Origin of the sequence: Streptomyces bambusae, assembly GCF_020532645.1 — a bacterium.
GTDB classification, from domain to species: domain Bacteria; phylum Actinomycetota; class Actinomycetes; order Streptomycetales; family Streptomycetaceae; genus Streptomyces; species Streptomyces bambusae.
Genome location: NZ_JAJAUZ010000007.1, coordinates 130,718 through 151,328, shown reverse-complemented (window position 1 = coordinate 151,328; position 20,611 = coordinate 130,718). Strand labels below are relative to the sequence as shown.

The window sequence follows — 20,611 nt, the reverse complement described above, 5'->3', positions numbered from 1 at the left end:
CGGGGGGCGGCCGCACGGGGTGGCGGTCGGCGATCAGCAAGGTGGTGTGCCACCAACGCGCTGGTCGCCGGCATGACCGCTGCCGCCTGCGTCCTCGCCCCGCCTGCGGCGGCGGCACCCGGCACCTTCGCGTACGTGGCGAGCCCCTCCGACCATGCGGTGTCGGTCGTCGACACGGGAACCAACAGCGTCGTCGCAACCATCCCGACGGGGGCGCAGGGTGCGCCCATCCAGGTGGCCGCTTCCGGGGACGGCCGCAGGGTGTACGTCACCGAACGGGACTCGGGCGAGCTGTCAGTGATCGACACGGGCACCAACACCGTGGTCGATACCGTGGCACTGGCGGGAACTCCCGAGTCCGTCGCGGTCTCTCCGGACGGCCGCCGGGCCTACGTGACCGCGGAGAACGCGGACCAGATGTCGGTGATCGACACCACTCTGCCCGTGGCCTCGGTGGTTGCGACGGTCTCCACCGGCGCCGACAGCATCCCCAACGGACTCGCGGTCTCGCCGGACGGGAAGCGCGTCTACGTCGTGGAGCGCGGGTCGGGCGAGCTGTCGGTCGTCGATGCCGCGACCAACACCGTCGTCACGTCCGTGAACCTCGGACCCGGCGTGACGGAGCCCCGACGGGTGGCCGTGTCACCGAGCGGTGCCCGTGTCTACGTGACGGAGATCCGCACGAACGAGGTCTCCGTCATCGACGCGGCGACCAACACCGTCACCACGACCATTCCGGTCGGAGACGGTCCCAACGGCGTGGCCGTCTCCCCCGACGGGAAACGCGTCTACGTCGCAGAGCGGAACGCCTTCCGCATCGCGGTGATCGATGCAGCCACCAACACTGTCGTCGCCACCATTCCCGGGGTGGTCGACCCCACGGAACTCGTGATGTCCCCGACAGGTCTCCGTCTTTACGCCGTCCGGCCGAACGGTGGCGGCGTCACCGTGATCGACACCGCCACCAACACCATCTCGGGAGACATGCCCGTGAACGTTCCCACCGGCATGGCCTTGAGCTCGGTGCCGGGCGCAACGACCGCGACCTGTCCGACGGGCAGCGCGCTGACCGGCGGCGGCTTCACCACCACAGGTCCTGCACCCGAGTACGTCAGCAGTCGGCCGGCAGGCAACGGCTGGCAGGTCGAGGGGCAGAACACGTCGGCCGAGAGCATCAGCCTGACTCCGTACGCGGTGTGCACCGCCCCTGCGCCATAGGGATTCGTGACGGGCGAGGCAGTCACCGGCGCCAATTGTGTGAATATCAGCCGGTTCCTGCTGTGTGAGCGCACGGAAGGGAACCGTCAGGGACAGCCGACCGGAGCAGCCGGTCGGCTGTCCCTGCCAGATGCAGCGCACCCGGGCGCAGAGCCCCCGCCACACCGCCGTCACCAGAAAGGCAGCCCATGCCATCCGACTCCAGGCCACACAGGCGCCGAGCGCGGCGAACCCGAGGGGTGTACCTGGCCACCAGCGCACTGGCGGCTCTGGCCCTCGCGGGCGCCGGCCCGGCGGAAGCAGCCCCGGCGGAAGCAGCCCCGGCCACGGGCTTGCGGCTCATCGCAGTGGATCCCCCGGGGCCGCACGAGCCTCGTTGTGACGGCGATGCGCCGGAGGGGGACGTGTCGTGCGAGGGGCACCACGAGGGAGGACCCCCGCCCGGCCGCCCCGGTCGCCCCGGGCCGCCGGGACCCCCCGGACCTGCCGGACCTGCCGGACCTGCCGGACCTGCCGGACCTGCCGGACCTGCCGGACCTGCCGGCGCACAGGGTCCCGCCGGTACTCCGGGCGCACCGGGAGCTCCGGGCGCGCCAGGTGCTCCGGGCGCACCGGGCGCTCCCGGTGCACCTGGCTCCCCAGGGGCTCCCGGTGCACCCGGGCCGGCCGGGCCCGCGGGTCCCGCCGGGCCTCCGGGGCCGCCCGGACCGGTTGCGACCGTCACGGTCCGGGGAGAAACGGTGACGATCCCACCGGCACCCTGATCCTCCACCCTCCGTGCGAGGGGGCACCGGGCCGGTCACGGCAAGGGCCTCACCGCGGCCGGACGGCCGACGCGTCACCGATCGGTTCGCCCCGGCCGCCGCGGGCGCGCCGGTGACCGTCCGGTGCCGGAATCCCGGCGTTCGCGGCATGCGTTCTTTTCGGTCGTTCGAACAGTTTGTTTGCGTGGGCGTTCCGGCCAACCGGTCCGGCGTGCAGGGTGGTTCGACGTGGCACGACGCCGGCGGGCGGGTGGACGACCGGCCACCGGACCGCGTGGCCGGCATCGGCCACCGGGGCGGAACGCCCACTCCGCTTGCCTTCACAGCCCCTCCACATCGTGCTGTCATGTCCGCGTCAATCGCTGACCGGATCTCCGGCCGGCACCCGCGAGATGAGGAGGCATCATGGCCATGCGCCGTGTCCTGTTGGGCGGAGCGTTCGCCCTGGCATCGGTTCTGGGCGCGATCCCGGCGCACGCGCAGGCGGTTCCCGCCCCGCCGGGGCAGATCACCGTGGAAGTCGAGACCGTCAACGGTTCCGGCTGTCCGCAGGGCACCGCATCGGTGGCCGCCGCCGAGGACAACACCGCCTTCACCGTCACCTACAGCGACTACCTCGCCCAGGCGGGCGGCGGCTCCAACCCGATCGACTCCCGCAAGAACTGCCAGCTCGGCCTCAAGATCCACATCCCGCAGGGCTTCACTTACGCCATCGCCCGCGCCGACTACCGCGGCTTCGCCTACCTCCAGCGCGGCGCCTCCGCCCTGCAGCGCACCAGCTACTACTTCCAGGGCTCGTCCCAGACCACCCGCAGCACGCACGGCTTCGCCGGCCCGCTGGTCGACAACTGGCAGGCCAGCGACGAAACCGACTACGCGAGCCTGGTCTGGGCGCCCTGCGGCGAAGAACGCACCCTCAACGTCAACACCGAACTCCGCGTCTCCGCCGGCACCTCCAACCCCCAGGCCGTCAGCTTCATGACCATGGACTCCACCGACGGCAGCGTCAGCACGAAGTACCACCTGGAGTGGAAGGAATGCCCGGCCGGCTGACCACCACCCCCACCCCTCACCCCCTCACCGCCCGCCCCGCGCACACGTGAAAGGCTGAACATGAAGCGAGCCATGACTGCCGGCGCCGCCGCCGCGACCCTCCTGGCCCTGGCCACCCCGGCGCACGGCAGCACTGCCGGTACGACGACGCTCCCCACCCCGCCCGACAAGATCGTCTTAGAGCTGGTGACGGTCAACGGCTCCGGCTGTCCGGAGGGCACCACGACCGTGGACGTGGCCCCCGACAACACGGCCTTCACCGTCACCTACAGCGACTACCTCGCCCGCATCGGCCCCGGCTCACCGGCCACCGAGTTCCGCAAGAACTGCCAGCTCAGCCTGCGCGCCCACGTCCCCGGCGGATTCACCTACGCCATCGTGAAGGCGGACTACCGCGGCTACGCGTTCATCCAGCCGGGTGCGAACGCGGTCGAACGCGCCGGCTACTACTTCCAGGGCATGCCGCAGACGTCCCAGCGCTCGCACCGGTTCGACGGACCGTACGACGACAACTGGCAGGCCACGGACGAGACCGAGTACAGCGAGCTGATCTGGGCGCCCTGCGGTGAGAAGCGCAACTTCAACATCAACACCGAGCTCCGGGTGAACGCCGGGACCTCCAACCCGGCCACCCAGACCAGCTTCATGACCATGGACTCGACGGACGGCAGCGTCAGCACCGTCTACCACGTGGCCTGGAAGGAATGTCCGGCCCGGTAGCCGACCCCCGCCCGCTGCATGCCCGGCGGGCCCTCCGTCCCCGTGGCGGAGGGCCCGCCGGCTTTCCGGCCCGGCACCCCGCACCCCGCACCCGTCCCCCGCTCGGCCGTCCTCGCCCTACCCGGTGCACCCACCCGTGCACCGGGGAGACGGACCGCTTCCCAGCGGTCCCTGCCCCAGGAGTTCGCGTTGAATCCCTCGCCGCGCAGACCGCGCCGCGCGTCCCGGCCGGCGGCATCGGCCGCCGCAGCAGCAGTGGTGCTGGCCCTCATGGCCCCGGCCGCGACGGCCGTTGCCGAAGGCGTCCCCGTCGGCGCCCGGCCCCCCGCCACCCGGCCCCTCGACGTCCCGCAGGGCGGCGCCCTGCCCGTGGTGCTGACACCGGAGCGCCACCGGGACCTCTTACGCCGGGCGGACGCGTCCGCCGACACCACCCGGCACGCCCTCGGCCTGCCCGCCGCGGAAGCCCTCCACGTGCGCGACGTCGTCCAGGACGACGACGGATCGGTGCACACCCGCTACGAGCGCACGTACGACGGACTGCCCGTTCTCGGCGGCGACCTGGTCGTCCACGCACGCAAGGACGGCTCCGTCCGGGGCGTGACCTGGGCCCGGGCCGCGAGCGTGGCGGTGCCCCGCACCGCACCCCGGGTGAGCGAGGCAGCAGCGCGACGTCAGGCGCTCGCCGCCGCGGAGGACCGGGGGACCGTCCGCGCGGCCGTCGTCCGGACCCGGCAGGTCGTCTGGGCCGCGCACGGCACACCTGTACGGGCACGGGAGACGGTGGTCGACGGCCTCCGCCGGGACGGCACGCCCAGTGAGGTGCACGTCGTCGCGGACACCCGGACCGGGGCGCGCCTGTTCGTGCACGACACCGTGCACAGCGGCACCGGCAACACCCAGTACAGCGGTTCGGTTCCGCTGGGCAGCAGTTTCGCCGACCCGACGTACACCCTCACCGACACCGCGCGCGGGAACCACCGTACGCACGATCTCAGGCGCGGCACCTCCGGCACCGGAACCCTCTTCTCCGGCGCCGACGACGTGTGGGGCGACGGCACCGCAGCCGAGCCCGAGACGGCCGGTGCGGACGCCCACTACGGGGCCGCCGCCACCTGGGACTACTACAAGGACGTGCACGGCCGCAACGGCCTGCGCAACGACGGCGTGGCCCCCTACAGCCGGGTCCACTACGGCAACAACTACGTCAACGCCTTCTGGCAGGACAGCTGTTTCTGCATGACCTACGGCGACGGCGCCGGCAATGCCAAGCCGCTGACCTCCCTCGACGTCGCCGCCCACGAGATGACCCACGGCCTCACCTCGGTGACGGCCCGGCTCGTGTACAGCGGAGAGTCGGGCGGCCTGAACGAGGCCACGTCCGACATCATGGCCGCCGCCGTGGAGTTCTCCACCGGCAACGCCTCGGACGCCGGCGACTACCTGGTCGGCGAGAAGATCGACATCCGCGGCACCGGCGCCCCGCTCCGCTACATGGACAGGCCCAGCAGGGACGGCGTCTCGAAGGACTCCTGGTACCCCGGCATCGGCGGCATCGACGTCCACTACTCGTCGGGCCCCGCGAACCACTGGTTCTACCTCGCCTCCGAGGGCTCGGGACCGAAGGTCGTCAACGGCGTCAGCTACGACTCCCCCACCTCGGACGGCCTGCCCGTCACTGCGATCGGACGGGAAGCCGCCGAGCGGATCTGGTTCCGCGCACTGACCGTCTACATGACCTCCAACACCGGCTATGCAGGAGCCCGGACGGCCACCCTCCAGGCCGCCGCCGACCTCTACGGCTTCGGCTCCCCCACGTACAACAACACGGCGAACGCATGGGCGGCCGTGAACGTCGGTCCCCGCATCCTCGACGGAGTGACCGTCGTCGCCCCGTCCGACCAGTACTCGACGGTCGGCGGACAGGCCGACCTCGGTGTCCGCGCCTCCTCCACCAACCCGGGCGCCCTCAGCTACTCCGCCTCCGGCCTGCCGGCCGGATTGTCGATCGACAGCGCCAGCGGACGCATCACGGGCACCCTCACCGAGGCGGGAAGGTACACGCCGACGGTCACGGTCACCGACGAGGCCGGCGAGAGCAACTCGGCGGGCTTCCGGTGGACCGTGGACGAGGAAGGCAACGGATCCGTCTTCGAGAACACCGACGACCACCCGATCGCCGACAACACCACCGTCGAGTCCCCGCTCAGCGTCAACCGCGCGGGGCCCGCCTCCGCCGCGCTGGCCGTCGACGTCCGCATCGTCCACTCCTGGCGCGGCGACCTCGTGATCGACCTCGTCGCTCCGGACGGAACCGCCTACCGGCTCAAGAACGCGGCCCCCGGCGACTCCGCGGACGACGTGACCGAGACCTACACGGTCGACGCCTCGGACAAGAGCGCGGCCGGGGTGTGGAAGCTGCGCGTCCAGGACGTGGCCGACCTCGACACCGGGCACATCGACAGCTGGAGGCTCACCTTCTGACGGCCAACGCCCGTCTGGCCTAGGCCCTCTTCACGTCCGAAGGACGATCACCAGCCGGCGCCCCGGCGCCTACCGTTCCATGCGTCGGGGTGAGCTCCTCGCCGGTCCCACAGGGCCGGCCGGACTCTCCGGCGAGCCCGGCGGCCGGCTTCGATCGCGCCCCGAAGGTGGCCGACCGCCGGGCTGACACCGACGCGGTGGCCCGCCCGCCTCACCCCCCGGGCGGGTCACCGCCCACCCATGGGCCGAGTCCCGAGAGGGCGGTGTGGGGCGAAGCCGTACGGCGATATCGAGACCGATGATGCGTTCATCGCATCAGTAATCCGGACGATCCAACTCTCGGTGCGGGCGGGCGAGTCTGCGATCGAGGACGGGAACCAGCCCTGTATCCCCGTGGCTGGACTGCATTCCGTCTTCCCGCAGATGCACAATCGCGACCAGGAGCCCGCCATGAGGTCTCAGCTTTCTCCCCGTCGGACCGCGATGTTCGTGATGCCGGCATTCGCCGGTCTGCTCCTCGGCGGTGTGGGCGCACCCTCTGCCCACGCCGCCACGATCGACGTCCCCTGCACCACCAGCGCGCTGACCAACGCGGTCAACCAGGCCAACGCCGATCCGGATCCCACCACCCTCAGGCTGGCGCGCAACTGTGTCTACAGCTACGCCGCCGGCGATCCGTCCGCCCCCGCCACCGCTCTCCCGCACATCACCACCCCCGTCGCCTTCAACGGACGGCAGGCCACGATCACCCGAGCCGAGGGCGCCCCCTTGTTCCGGCTCCTGGCCATCGACGGGACCGGTGGGGCAGAGCTGAAGGATCTCACCCTGAGCAACGGCGACATCGTCAACGAAGGCGGCGGGGCCGTTTTCAACGGTGGAACGCTCACCATCAGCAACTGCCGCCTCATCGGCAACACCGTACGTTCGGAGAACGGCGGGGCCGTCAACAACTTCGGCTCCCTGCGCATCACGTCAAGCGTTCTCCGCGGCAACTCCGTGGTCCCCGGACCCAATCCCGGTGGAGGGGGCGGAGGTGCCGTCATCAACAACTTCGGCGCTGTCGCCCGCATCGAGGGCAGCGTGCTGACCGGCAACAGCTCGTTCCGGGACGGCGGAGCCGTGAACAACGGCAGCGGGACGTTCACGCTCACGGGAGGCCTGCTGGCAGGCAACGAGGGCCGCGCCGGCGGGGCCATCGCCAACGGCGGGACGTTCACCCTGACCGGCGCCACGCTCACCGGGAACACCGCCACGCTCACCAACGGCGGAGCCATCACGAACGGCGGATTCCTGACCACGCGCCTGGTCGCCGTCACCCACAACACGGCTGCCGTCGACGGAGGCGGCATCCTGAACGGAGGTGTCCTCGACGCCCGCTCGACCCGCATCGAGAGCAATGCCGCCACCACCGGCACAGGCGGTGGCATCGTCAACCGGGGCGGTACCGCCGAGGCGACCCTCACCGGCTCCCGGGTCACCCGGAACACCGCCGCCCAGGCCCCTGCCGGAATTCACAACGACGGTGGTCTCGTCACCCTCCGCATCACCCTCGTAGCGGGCAACACTCCCGGTAACTGCGCCGGTTCCAGCCCTGCCGTCGGCGGCTGCACCGGCTGAGTTGCACCAGAGCGGTCGGTTCATGTCGCTGTTCCGACGGGGAGCGACGCCTCGTCGAGCAGCGGCATGACCACCGACGCTGCGGGCTTCCGGGGGGCGCGCACTTCTTCGTTCGTGTGCCTCGGCCGGACCGAAAAGCAGGCGGTCCGCACATGGGTGTGCAGTGAATTCACGCCGCTTTTCGTCCTCGATGTGTGAGTCGAAGAAACGTCGGCCTCATGGGACGCACCTTCCCACGGCAGTTGACCGGCTGATCTCCGGACCGCTGTGAATCAGGGGTACTGCGTTGACCCTTCAGATACTTGGCGCTACCTTTCGCTGCATCCACCGAACGGCCCGGCCTGCCCCGCGCGGGCGAGCGCGACTCACGCCTTCACTCGGCCCTTTGCATCGGTTCTTCTGATCGGCCGAGTTTCTTCCCGGGCAATGCATCGCACATTCGGAGAATTCATGCTGCCAGCAGAATGCGTCCTGGACCTGGTCATCGGAGTGACTCCTTTCGGCGAGCCCGACGCGCGGCTCGCGGCCGCCGTCACGCGCGGCGGGGGGCTCGGGGTACTGGACCTGGGAACCGGCGACCGTGTCGCCAGACAGGCCTGGAGAGACCTCCGCAGATGGCTCCCCGCGCGTCACGGGGTCCGCGTCGGCCCGCAGTGCCGATTACCCGTCGGCAGCCTGGCGCGCGGCGCCCTGCCGCACACCGTGGTGCTCGGCCACGGGGCCGCCTGGCGGCCCAGGAACCTGCCCGACGGCGTGCGCGTGCTGGCCGAGGTGACGGATGCGGACGAGGCCCGCAGCGCCCTGGGCACAGGCGTCCACGGGCTCGTCGCCCGGGGCAGCGAGTGCGGCGGAAGGATCGGTGGACTCGGCACGTTCGTCCTGCTCCAGCAGCTCCTCGACCTGGTCGGCCCCGACGGCGTGCCGGTGTGGGCCTGCGGCGGCATGGCGCCGGGCACGGCCGCCGCCGCCGTGGTGGGTGGGGCCGCGGGGGTGGTGCTCGACACCCAGCTCGCGCTCCTGGCCGAATCGGCGGTTCCCGCACGCGTCGCCTCCCTCCTGCACGGGTTGGACGGCTCCGAGACGACCGTCCTCGGCGGCCACCGGTTCCTCCGGAGCCGGGCCGCCGGGGGCACACCTGCGGGGGACGTGCCCGACGATCCCGGGCAGGTGGCGTCCCTGCTGGGAGGCCGGGACCCGGAACGGCAACTGCTGCCGGTCGGGCAGGACGGGTTCCTCGCAGCCCGGTTCGCCGAGCGGTTCCGGGACGCCGCGGGTGCGGTGCGCGCCGTCACCGACGCAGTGTCCGCCGCCGTCCGGGACGACACGGCCGCAGAGGTCCTGCGTCCCGGATCGCCCATGAGCCGCGCGCTGGGCACCCGGCTGCCGGTCGTGCAGGGCCCCATGACCCGTGTCAGCGACGGACCCGGCTTCGCCGTCGCGGTGTCCGACGGCGGGGCCCTGCCCGTCGTGGCGCTCGCGCTCGCCGGCCGCGACCAGGCCCATGCCCTGCTGGCCGAGGCGCACGCCGCCCTGGCCGGCCGGTCCTGGGGCGTCGGAGTGCTCGGCTTCGCCCCCGAGGAGACCCGGGCCGCCCAGCTGGAGGCCGTACGCGCCCACCGTCCCAGCCACGTGATCATCGCCGGCGGCCGGCCCTCGCAGGCGCGGGACCTGGAGGCCGACGGCATCAGGGCCTTCCTCCACGTGCCCTCGCCCGGGCTGCTGCGCCAGTACCTGGAACAGGGTGCCCGCCGGTTCGTCTTCGAGGGCGCCGAATGCGGCGGCCACGTCGGCCCCCGGAACAGTTTTCCGCTCTGGGAGGCCCAGCTGGCCGCGATCGGTGACTGGGCGGACCGTGATCCCGAAGGCGCGGCGGACGTCGAGGTGCTGCTCGCCGGCGGAGTGCACGACGCCCGCTCCGCCGCCATGGGCGCCGCCCTCGCCGCACCCCTCACCGCACGCGGATGCGCAGTGGGCCTCCTGATGGGCACCGCCTACCTGTTCACCGAGGAAGCCGTGGCGTGCGGGGCCATCCAGCCCCTCTTCCAGCGGCAGGTCCTCGCCGCCGAGCGGACCGCCCTGCTGAGGACCGCCCCCGGACACGCGACCCGCTGCGTCCCCAGCCCGTTCAGTGACGCGTTCGACGACGTGGGAGCCGCGCTGCGCGCCGAGGGCGTCAGCGGCCGGGAGGCATGGGAGCGGCTGGAACGCCTCAACGTCGGGCGGCTGCGCCTCGCGAGCAAGGGTGTCGAGCGCACCGCCTGCGGAGACCTGGAGCCCGTGGACGAGGCCCGCCAGTACGCGGAGGGGATGTTCATGGCGGGCGAGGTGGCGGTGCTGCGCACGGCGACCGTCACCATCGCCGCCCTGCACGCGTCCGTCACCGACGACGCCGCAGGCCTTCTCGGCCGCCGGTCCGCCGACCTGCGCGAGCGCCTCGCACCGGACGCGGACCTCGCAGCGGCATCCGCGACCGCGACCGCACCGCTGGATGTCGCGATCATCGGCATGGCCTGCATGTTCCCTCAGGCACCGGACCTGGCCTCGTTCTGGGCGCTCGTCCTCGACGGGCACGACGCCGTCACCGAGGTTCCCCCCGAACGCTGGGACCCCGCCGTGCACTTCTCCACGGAGCCGGGGGCCACGAGCGCCTCCCGGTGGGGCGGGTTCCTGCCCCGGATCCCCTTCGACCCGCTCCGGTACGGCATCCCGCCGGCCTCGCTGGGCGCCGTCGAGCCCGTACAGCTCCTGGCGCTCGAAGCCGCGCGGCGCGCCCTGGACGACGCCGGGTACGGGGAGGAGGGGCGGGCCTTCGACCGTACGCGGGCGGGTGTCGTCTTCGGTGCCGAGGCGGGCAGCGACCTCGCCAACGCCGCCACCCTGCGGGCGGTGCTCCCCTCCTACTACGGTCACGTCCCGGCGGGACTGGACGCACAGCTGCCCCGCCTCACCGAGGACTCCTTCCCCGGGATGCTGGCGAACGTCATCTCCGGGCGGGTGGCCAACCGCCTCGATCTGCGCGGCCCCAACTACACCGTCGACGCGGCCTGTGCGTCCTCCCTTGCCGCCGTCGACGCAGCCTGCAAGGAACTCGTGCTCGGCGCCGGCGACCTCATGCTGTGCGGGGGCGCAGACCTGCACAACGGCATCAACGACTACTCCTTGTTCACCTCGGTGCACGCGCTCTCCCCGACAGGGCGTTCCCGTCCCTTCGACGAGAGCGCCGACGGCATCGCCCTCGGCGAGGGCGTCGCCTGTGTCGTCCTCAAGCGCCTCGCGGACGCCGAACGTGACGGCGACCGCGTGTACGGCGTCGTCAAAGGCGTCGGCAGTTCCAGCGACGGCCGCTCGCTCGGGCTGACCGCCCCGCGGCCCGAAGGCCAGCGCGCAGCGCTGGAACGCGCCTACCGCACTGCCGGGGTCTCACCGGCGCAGGTCACCCTGCTGGAGGCGCACGGCACCGGCACCGCGGTGGGCGACCGTACCGAGCTGAGCGTGCTCACCGAGGTCTTCGACCAGGCCGGCGCCGGGCGCGGCGCGTGCGTCCTGGGGTCGGTGAAGTCGCAGATCGGGCACACCAAATGCGCGGCCGGACTGGCAGGGCTCATCAAGACCGCGCTCGCCCTGCACACCGGAGTACGACCGCCCACGCTCCACCTGGAGCGGCCGCATTCCCTGTGGACGGAGAGCACGAGTCCGTTCGTGTTCCACCGGGAGGCGCTGCCGTGGCCCGCCGCGCCCGGAGGCCGGCTCGCGGGCGTGAGCGCGTTCGGCTTCGGCGGGACCAACTTCCACGTCGTCCTCGCCGCCCACGACGGCGACGGGCCACCGCCGGTCCACGCCCGGGACCACTGGGCGGCGGAGCTGTTCACGTTCCGCGGCCCCACGCGTGCAGTGGCCCGCCGCGCGGTCGCCGAGCTGCTCGACCTCGCCGCCGCGGCCGGAGCGGGCACGGCCCCGTGGCGGCTGCGGGACCTCGCAGCCACGGCGGCGCGCACCGCGGCCCGCGCCCACGGGCCCGTACGCACGGCCTTCGTCGCCCACGACGTGGCCCAGCTGTGCCGGCAGCTCGGACACGCCCTCGCCGCCCTCGGTGCGGGAACGTCCGACGGGGCGGGAGTGCACGATGCCGTCGTTCCCGCAGAGCAAGGAGGTGCCGCCGGCCGGCTGCCGGCCTCCGCGCCGGGCGGCCCGCCGCTCGGGGTGCACCTCGCTGCGGAGGGACCCGAGGACCCCGGTCTCACGGCGTTCCTCTTCCCGGGTCAGGGCAGCCAGCACCCGGGGATGTCCGCGCACCTGTTCACGGCCTTCCCGGATCTCGGCCGGCTGCTGCACACCGGCGACGGGGCCCGCCTGGCCAAGGCCCTCTACCCGCCGGCCGCGTTCGACGAAGCCGCGCGGGAACGTGCCCGGGAGGCCCTGACGGACACCCGGGCTGCCCAGCCCGCCCTGGGCATCGTCGAACTCGCCCTGTACGAGGTCCTCGCGCGCTCCGGCGTGCACCCCGACCTGGCCGCGGGCCACAGCTACGGCGAGCTGGTCGCCCTGTGTGCGGCGGGCGTCCTCGACCCCGATGCCCTGCCCGGGCTCAGCGCCGCGCGCGCGGCGGCGATCCTCGACGCGGCGGGCGACGATCCCGGTGCCATGGCCGCCGTGGCGGCGACACCCGAGGAGATCCACCGGGCCCTCGGCCGTCCGCTGCCGGACGGCATGGTCATCGCGAACCACAACGCCCCGCGGCAGAGCGTCCTGTCCGGGCCGACGGGCGCCGTTGACGAGGCGGTGGGACGGCTGCGGGACGCAGGTCACGGCGCGACGCGGCTTCCGGTCGCCTGCGCCTTCCACAGCCCACCGCTCGCCGCCGCCGGTCCCGTCTTCCGGGCGGCTCTCGAACGGCATCCCTTCGACACGGCGGAGTTCCCGGTCTGGGCGAACCGGACCGCCCGTCCCTACCCGGCCGACACCGGCCTCGTACGCGACGAGCTCGCGGCCCAGATCGGGGCCCCGGTGCGTTTCGTGGAGCAGATCGAGGCGATGTACGAGGCCGGTGCCCGCACCTTCGTCGAGGTGGGACCCGGTCGCGTCCTCACCCGTCTCGTCGCCGGGATCCTCGGCGGGCGACCACACCGTGTCGTCGCCTGCGAACCACGGGCGGGCAGTGGTCTCCCGGGTCTCCTCGACGCGCTCGCCGAACTGGCCGTCGCCGGACTGCCGGTGGCGACGGACTGGATGTTCCGGGACCGGGACGTCCTCGACCCCGACGCGGACCCCGGACAGGCATCCGCAGCACACCGGCCCGGCTGGACGGTGGACGGACACCTCGTCCGCACCGCCGCCGGCGATCCGCTCCCCGGCGCCCTCGCGCCGGCCCGACGAGTCGTGGAGACGCCCGTGACAGCAGACCCCGGCGGTGCCCCGGCCCGTGCAGCCGATGCCCTCGTCGCCGAATTCCTCAGGACCAGCCGGGACATGGTCTCCGCGCAGCGCGATGTCCTGCTCGCCTACCTGGGCGCCGCTCCCGGGGACAGCGTCCCCGGAGCAGTGGCGACGGCGGCGGCTCGCGAGCCGGGGAGCCTGCCGGAAGCAGCACCGCCGTACACCGGACTCGCCGAGCTCGCCGCGCCCACCGCCGTCCCCGCACCGGCGCCCACGCCCCCGGAGCCCGATGGAGGCACCACGGCCGGGGCCCTCACCGAGGAGGGGGTGCTGCGTACGGTCGTAGAACTCATCAGCGAGCGCACCGGCTACCCCCTGGACATGGTCGAGCCCGACCTCGACCTGGAGGCCGATCTGAGCATCGACTCGATCAAGCGCGCCGAAATCGCCGGTGAGCTGGCCAGGCGCCTCGGCGCCCCGGACGACCGGGCGCCCGCTCTGGACGACGCCGAGCTGGAGGAGCTGACCGGCGCCCGGACGGCCGCGGCGGTGGCGCGCTGGATGTTCGGCCGCGCAGCCGGCGCGAGGGCCTCGTCGGCGGCACCCGGCCCCACGGCGTCCGCAACCGACGGTGCTCCGGGCGGCGGACCGCGGCCCGCCGCCCCCCGCCGCCTGAGGATGCTGCCCGTGCCCGCTCCGGTGCCCGCCTCCTCCTCCGCGCCGGGGCCCGGGAGCCCACAGGACCTGCTCTCCGGGAAGCGTTTCGCCCTGCTCGGCGACGGCACCGGCGCCTTCGGCGGGGTCGCGGCCGCACTGGCCGCCCGGCTGACCCGCCTCGGCGCCGAAGCGGTCGCCATGGACGCCGGTCGCGTGCCGGGAGAGACGGACGGGCCGTGGGACGGCATCGTCCTGCTCACGGCTCTCGGAGAGCCCGGGGCACCGTTCCTGCCCGCCGGATTCCCCCTCGTCCGCGACGCCCTCCGGCGGGCACCCCGGCGGCTGCTCCTCGTCCGCGCTGCGGACGGGGTCCGGGCCGCCGGGACGGACGGGCTCGCGCGGACCGCCGCCCGGGAGCATCCGGACGTCGGCGTACGCTGCGTCGCGCTCGGCCCGGGCACCCCCGAGGACCTCGCGTACGCGGCGGACACGCTGGTGGCCGAACTCCTGGCGGACGACGCCCTGCCCGTCGTCCTGCGCACCCCGGCCGGGCGTTTCGCGCCCGCACTGACCCCGGCACCGCTCGGCGCGCTCGGCACCACCGGTGCGGGGCCGTCGGGTGAGGGCGCCGCCGAGGCGGCGGCCCTGGGCCTGGACCGGGACAGCGTGGTGATCGTCGTCGGCGGGGCCCGAGGCATCACGGCGCGGTGCGTGGGCGCCCTCGCCGGCGCGTCCCGGTGCCGCATCGAGCTCCTGGGGCGCACGCCGGCTCCCGAAGGGCCCGAGGGCCCTGAGACCGCCGACGCCTCCGACGCAGCCGCCCTGCGGTCCGTCCTCGCGGGCACCGGGCGCTACGACGGTCCCGCCGCGCTCGAGCGCGCCGTCGGCCTGGTCCTGGCCCGGCGCGAGGTGGCCGCGACGCTGCACACGCTGCGTGCCGCCGGCAGCCGGGCCCGCTACCACAGCGTGGACTGCCGGGACTCCGCCGCCGTGCTCCAGGCGGTCAAGGGGATCCATGCGGAGTACGGCCGCGTCGACGGCGTGATCCACGCCGCCGGGATCATCGAGGACCGCCTGATGGACCAGAAGACGCCCGAGTCGTTCGCACGCGTCTACGGCACCAAGACCGACAGCGCGGCGGCGCTGCTCACCGCCGTGGAGCAGCTGCCCCGGCCGCCGTCCTTCGCCGTGCTGTTCGGCAGCGTCGCCGCCGTGCTCGGCAATCGCGGCCAGGCCGACTACGCGGCCGCCAACGACGCCCTGGAGACCCTTGGTGCCGCCTGGGCCGAACGGACGGGAAGGCGGGCCCTGACGGTCCACTGGGGTCCGTGGGCACCGTCCGACGGCCACCCAGGGATGGTCGGTCCCGAGCTGGCCCGCAGCTACGCGCGGCGCGGGATCACGCTCATCGACCCGGAGGAGGGCGCCCTGGCCCTGCTGCGGGAACTCGCCTGGGGCGAGGAGACGGTCCGCTCGGTCGTCCACACCGCCACGGAGTGGTGAGATGGCCCCCACCGCCCGACGACGGGCCGTCGCCGCGCACTCCGCGCAGGCGGGCCCCCTCCAACCGCCCGTCGCCATCACCGGCATGGCGGTGATGCTGCCAGGAGCGCCCGACCTGGCGACGTACTGGCAGAACCTCACCGCGGGCTCCGACATGATCGGCGACGTGCCCCCGGGACGCTGGGACAGCGCGTACCACCACCCGGGCAGTGCGTCGGAACCGGCCGCGGCCGACCGGGTGTACTGCCGGCGCGGGGGCTTCGTCGACGCCGTCGCGGAGGTCGACGTCACGCGGTTCGGCATCATGCCGCACTCGGTGCCCGGCACGGAGCCCGACCAGCTCATCGCCCTGCACGTCGCGGCGAGCGCCCTCGCGGACGCGGGCGGCGCGCAGAGGCTGCCCGACCGCGACCGCGTCGGGATCGTCCTCGGCCGCGGGGGGTACCTCACGCCCGGCCTGGCCCGCCTCGACCAGCGGGTCCGGACGGCCCGCCAGCTCGTCCGCACGCTCGGTGATCTGATGCCCGGCCTGGACCCGGGGCAACTGGAGCGGGTGCGGGTGGCGTTCACCGACCGCCTCGGTCCCGCCCGGCCGGAGGACGCCATCGGTCTGGTGCCCAATCTCGCTGCCTCGCGGGTCGCCAACCGTCTCGATCTGCGGGGTCCGGCCTACACCGTCGACGCGGCGTGCGCCTCGTCGCTGCTGGCCGTGGACCAGGCGGTGGCCGCGCTCGGCTCCGGGCGCTGCGACGTGATGCTGGCAGGAGGCGTCCACCACTGCCACGACATCACGTTGTGGAGCGTGTTCGCACAGCTCCGCGCCCTGTCGCCCAGCGAACGCATCCGGCCCTTCCACCGGGACGCCGACGGCATCCTCATCGGCGAGGGCACCGGGGTGGTGGTGCTGAAGCGGCTCGCCGACGCCGAGCGGGACGGCGACCGGGTCTACGCGGTGATCCGGGGCACCGGCGTCAGCAGTGACGGCCGCACCTCGGGGCTCGTCAATCCCGATCCGGCCGGGCAGACCCGGGCCGTCCGGGCGGCATGGCGCGCCGCCGGCCTCGATCCCGCCGAGCCGGGCTCGATCGGCCTGCTGGAGGCCCACGGCACCGGCACCCCCGCCGGTGACACCGCCGAACTGGAAACGCTGCGCGCGGTGTTCGGACCGCCCCGGCCGGCGGCGGGGCCGCGCGCCGGAACGGAGCCGGCGGAGCCGGGGGGCCGCGAGGACCACGGGGACCGCGGGCACCGCGAGGACCGGCCGGTGATCGGCTCGGTGAAGTCCATGATCGGGCATGCCATGCCGGCGGCCGGGGTCGCCGGCCTGGTCAAGGCCGCCCTTGCCGTCCACCACGGCACGCTGCTGCCCACCCTGCACTGCGAGGATCCCCACCCGGCGCTGTCCGCCACCCGCTTCGCCCCGATCTCCCGTGCCGTTCCCTGGGTGACCGGGCCGGGGCGGCCGCGCAGGGCCGCCGTGAACGCGTTCGGCTTCGGTGGCGTCAACGCCCACGTCGTCCTCGAAGAGGCGCCCCCGGCCTCCGGGTGTCCCTCCCCCGGGCCGGCCGGCGGGTCCCGGGCCGAGGTACGCGAAGGCGAACCGGTGCTGCTCCTGAGCGCGGCGACCCCCGAAGCGCTCGCCGCACTGCTGGACGCCGCAGACCCGCGGACCCCTCCCGGCGGTCCTGCCTCCGGACCCGTACGGCTGGGGATCGTCTGCCCCACCCCCAAGAGGCTCGCACTGGCCCGCCGGGTGGTTGCCAGGGGTGAGGCCTGGCACGGCCGCAACGACGTGTGGTTCCGTCCCGGCCCGCTCCTCGGCGGCGGACCGGACGGCGGCGGGACCGCCTTTCTCTTCCCTGGCCTGGAAGGCGAGTTCACACCCCGCGTCGACGACATCGCCGACCACTTCGGACTGCCCCGGCCACCCCTTGCCGCACCCCGGACGGGCCCCGACGGCCGGAGGCCGGAGCCGGGCGGCGGCCTCGGCCGCCACGGACTCGGTGTCGTCGCCGTCGGACGGCTGCTCGACACGGCCCTGCGCCGCATCGGCATCGTCCCCGACGCCGTCGCCGGCCACAGCGTCGGTGAATGGACCGCCATGGCCGTCGGCGGCCTGTACGAGGAGGCTGCCGTCGACGCCTTCATGACCGCCCTCGACCCCGAGACGGTCCGGGGTGCCGACCTGGCGTACGCCGCCGTCGGCGCGGGCGCCGGCCGGGTGAACCGGGTCCTGGCCCGCGGACTGCACCCGTCCGTGGTCCTCTCCCACGACAACGCCCCGAACCAGTCGATGGTGTGCGGGCCTCCCGAGGACGTGGAGGCGTTCGCCGCCGGACTGCGCGCCGAGGGGGTCCTCGTACGCGTCCTGCCGTTCCGCTCCGGCTTCCACACCCCCATGCTCGCACCGCTCCTGGAGCCCATCAGGGCGGCCGCCGGCCGCATGCGGCTGAGGGCCCCGCACGTGCCCGTCTGGTCGGGCACCACAGCAGCACCCTTTCCTCCGGAAGAAGCCGCGATCCGCGCCCTGTTCGTCCGCCACCTCCTCGAACCCGTCCGCTTCCGGGCGCTGACCGACGCCCTGTACGGAGCGGGCATCCGCGTCTTCGTGCAGGCCGGGCCGGGGCAGCTCGGCTCCCTCGTCGGCGACACCCTGGCCGGCCGGGACCATCTGGTCGTCGCCGCCAGTTCTCCGCACCGCGACGGAATGGCGCAGCTCCGACGGGTGGCCACCGCCCTGTGGACGGCCGGGGCGGAAACCGATCCCCGTTCTCTGCAGACGGCCGGGACCCCCGCCGCCGCCTCACCGCCCGGGGCCGTCCCGGGGCCGGCTCGGCAGTGCGTCCGTCTCGACCTCGGCAGTGCTCTGGTGGACCTCGCACCGGACCCCGCTCTCGTGGCCGCTCTGGCCCGGGACCGGGCAGCCGCAGATCCGGCCGGCGTCCTCGATACGGCAGCGGCCGGATCACCGGTGGCCGCCGAACTGGCCGCCCTGCTGCGGGAGACCGCGCAGACGGCCGCGGACGTGATGGCCGCGGCGGGCACGCCCCCGCCGGAAAGGGCGCCGCGCCTCCCGGCACCGCCGGCCCGACCGGCCGCCGGGGTGGTGCGGGCCGCAACTGCGCCGGCCGCCACCGGCACCGTGCGGACCGCGACTGCGCCGGTCACGGGCTCCGCCGGCTCCGGGACCGGCCGAGCCGGGGCCGGGACGGCCGGCGCAGGGACCGCCGGCTCCGTACGTCACGAACGCGTACGGGTCGGGGTGGACCGGATGCCGTACCTGCTCGACCACTGCTTCTTCCCGCAGCGCGCCGACTGGCCCGACGTCGCCGACCGCTGGCCCGTGGTGCCCGCCACCACGATCGTGGCCCACCTGATGGCGGCGGCCGAGCGGGCCTTGCCCGGAAAGGTGGCCGTGGAGGTGCACGACGCGTGCTTCGACCGCTGGCTCACGGCCGCCGATCCCGTGGACGTGCCCGTCACGGTGACCCCGCGCGGGCCGGACCTGGTCGCCGTGTCGTTCGGCCCCGACGCCCGCGCGGTGGTGGCGCTGGCGGACCGTCACCCCGGGGCGCCCTCCGCCCCGCATCCGCCCGACCCCGGATCCGAGCGCGTGCCCGCGCACACCGCCGAGCAGGTCTACCGCGAGCGGTGGATGTTCCACGGCCCGTCGTACCAGGGCATGGCCCGGCTCACCGCCATCGGCGACCGGCACGTGCGCGCCACGCTGACGACCCCGGCCGCACCCGGCGCCCTGCTGGACAACGTGGGACAGGTACTCGGCTACTGGATCATGGCAACACACACCGAACGCACCGTCGTCTTCCCGGTGCGGGTGCGGCACCTGCGCTTCTTCGGGCCGCATCCGGCCCCCGGCACACCGGTGGAATGCGCGGTCCGGATCGTGTCCCTCACGGACACGGTGCTCGAAGCGGACGCGGTGCTCACCGTCGCCGGGCAGGTGTGGGCCCAGCTGACCGGCTGGCAGGACCGGCGTTTCGACAACGACCCCCACACCCGGCCGGTGGAGCGCTTCCCGGACCGCAACACCCTCTCCGCGACCCGTCCCGGTGGCTGGTCGGTGGTGTTCGAGCGCTGGCCGGGCCTCGCCTCCCGTGAGCTGATCATGCGCAACGCACTGGGCGGCCCCGAACGCTCGGCGTACGCCGAGCGGCCGCCCCGGGGCCGCCGGCAGTGGCTGCTCGGCCGGATCGCGGCCAAGGACGCGGTACGGCGACTGCTGTGGGCGGACGGGGAGGGACCGGTGTACCCCGCCGAGCTCCTCGTCGGCAACGAGGCGTCCGGCCGTCCGTACGTCACCGGCCGCCACGGGCGGGAACTCCCCCCGCTGGACGTGTCGATCGCGCACTGCGCAGAGGCGGGTGTCGCCCTCGCCCGGCACCGGCCCCCCGGCGGGGACCCCGGAGCCCTGCGGCACGGTCCGGGCATCGACGTCGAGGAGATCACCGAACCCGCGCCGGCGACCGTCGCCACCGCGCTTTCCCCGGCCGAACAGGAGCTGCTGGCGGCCTGCCGCGCCGCCGGCGGAGGCGGGGAGCCGCCAGGAACGTGGTTCACGCGCTTCTGGACGGCGAAGGAGGCCGTCGCCAAGGCCGAGGGCACCGGTCTGCGCGGGCGGCCGCGCGACTTCGAGGTGACCCGTGCCGAAGCGGACCGGCTGACGGTGACCGTGCGCCCGCCGGACACGCCCACCCGTACGTACCGGGTGGGCTGCGAACGCATCGCCAATCCGGCCGGGCTGCCGCCCCGCACGTACGTCGTGGCCTGGACCACCGGCCCGGAACCGGAGCAACCGGCAGCGGGCGCCGTCGGACCCACTCCGCCCCGCCCGCAAGGGCGAAGCCCCCTCGGAGGAACAAGTTGACCACCATCCGGCCCTCCGGATCCGCACCCACCGGATCCGTGCGCCTCGACGAAGCCGCGGTCCTCGCCGAACTGACCGGCATGATCGGACAGGTCCTGGACGGATACGAACTCGACGACACCGAGATCACGATGGAGACCCGCTTCGGCCGCGACCTCGAACTGGAGAGCATCGACCTCGTGACACTCGCCGGTCTGCTCCAGGACCGCTACGGCAGCACCGTCAACTTCGCCGAGTTCGTGGCCTCCATGGAGCTGGAGGAGATCATCGGGCTCAGTGTGGGCCGGCTCGTCGAGCACGTCTGCCTGTGCCTGAAGGCCGAGGGAAGGGACTGAGC

8 protein-coding genes are annotated in these 20,611 nt (G+C 73.9%); all 8 read left to right on the top strand.

Annotated elements, in window-relative coordinates:
* The first annotated feature begins 72 nt into the window (after positions 1-72).
* The 8 genes from LG634_RS07570 to LG634_RS07535 all read left to right on the top strand — a co-directional run bounded on the left by LG634_RS07570 (position 73) and on the right by LG634_RS07535 (position 20,609).
* The gene (locus LG634_RS07570; RefSeq protein ID WP_226732864.1) at positions 73-1,218 is read left to right on the top strand and encodes a YVTN family beta-propeller repeat protein; all 1,146 of its coding nucleotides are present in this window, start codon (positions 73-75) and stop codon (positions 1,216-1,218) included.
* Positions 1,219-2,393: 1,175 nt separating this feature from the next.
* A complete protein-coding gene (locus LG634_RS07565) occupies positions 2,394-3,035 on the top strand; it encodes a DUF4360 domain-containing protein (RefSeq protein ID WP_372482385.1) in 642 nt (213 codons plus the stop codon).
* A gap of 60 nt (positions 3,036-3,095) precedes the next feature.
* A complete protein-coding gene (locus tag LG634_RS07560) occupies positions 3,096-3,755 on the top strand; it encodes a DUF4360 domain-containing protein (RefSeq protein ID WP_226732862.1) in 660 nt (219 codons plus the stop codon).
* Positions 3,756-4,025: 270 nt separating this feature from the next.
* Complete coding sequence (locus LG634_RS07555; protein ID WP_226732930.1) at positions 4,026-6,239, top strand: M4 family metallopeptidase; 2,214 nt, start codon at positions 4,026-4,028, stop codon at positions 6,237-6,239.
* A gap of 450 nt (positions 6,240-6,689) precedes the next feature.
* Entirely contained in the window at positions 6,690-7,856 is a 1,167-nt protein-coding gene (locus LG634_RS07550) for a hypothetical protein (RefSeq protein ID WP_226732861.1), read from the top strand.
* Between the two features lie 450 nt (positions 7,857-8,306).
* Positions 8,307-15,389 (top strand): type I polyketide synthase, encoded by a 7,083-nt coding sequence (locus LG634_RS07545; RefSeq protein ID WP_226732860.1) that lies wholly within the window; start codon positions 8,307-8,309, stop codon positions 15,387-15,389.
* Position 15,390: 1 nt separating this feature from the next.
* Positions 15,391-20,274 (top strand): type I polyketide synthase, encoded by a 4,884-nt coding sequence (locus tag LG634_RS07540; protein ID WP_226732859.1) that lies wholly within the window; start codon positions 15,391-15,393, stop codon positions 20,272-20,274.
* Positions 20,271-20,609: an acyl carrier protein gene (locus tag LG634_RS07535; RefSeq protein WP_226732858.1), complete on the top strand. Its 339-nt coding sequence runs from the start codon at positions 20,271-20,273 to the stop codon at positions 20,607-20,609. Before LG634_RS07540 ends, LG634_RS07535 begins: the two co-directional genes overlap by 4 nt.
* Positions 20,610-20,611: the final 2 nt, after the last annotated feature.

Excerpts from the sequence above, each read along its gene's own strand:
- LG634_RS07570 (WP_226732864.1), top strand. The coding sequence starts at position 73 with ATGACCGCTGCCGCCTGCGTCCTCGCCCCGCCTGCGGCGGCGGCACCC.
- LG634_RS07565 (WP_372482385.1), top strand. The coding sequence starts at position 2,394 with ATGCGCCGTGTCCTGTTGGGCGGAGCGTTCGCCCTGGCATCGGTTCTG.
- LG634_RS07560 (WP_226732862.1), top strand. The coding sequence starts at position 3,096 with ATGAAGCGAGCCATGACTGCCGGCGCCGCCGCCGCGACCCTCCTGGCC.
- LG634_RS07555 (WP_226732930.1), top strand. The coding sequence starts at position 4,026 with ATGGCCCCGGCCGCGACGGCCGTTGCCGAAGGCGTCCCCGTCGGCGCC.
- LG634_RS07550 (WP_226732861.1), top strand. The coding sequence starts at position 6,690 with ATGAGGTCTCAGCTTTCTCCCCGTCGGACCGCGATGTTCGTGATGCCG.
- LG634_RS07545 (WP_226732860.1), top strand. The coding sequence starts at position 8,307 with ATGCTGCCAGCAGAATGCGTCCTGGACCTGGTCATCGGAGTGACTCCT.
- LG634_RS07540 (WP_226732859.1), top strand. The coding sequence starts at position 15,391 with ATGGCCCCCACCGCCCGACGACGGGCCGTCGCCGCGCACTCCGCGCAG.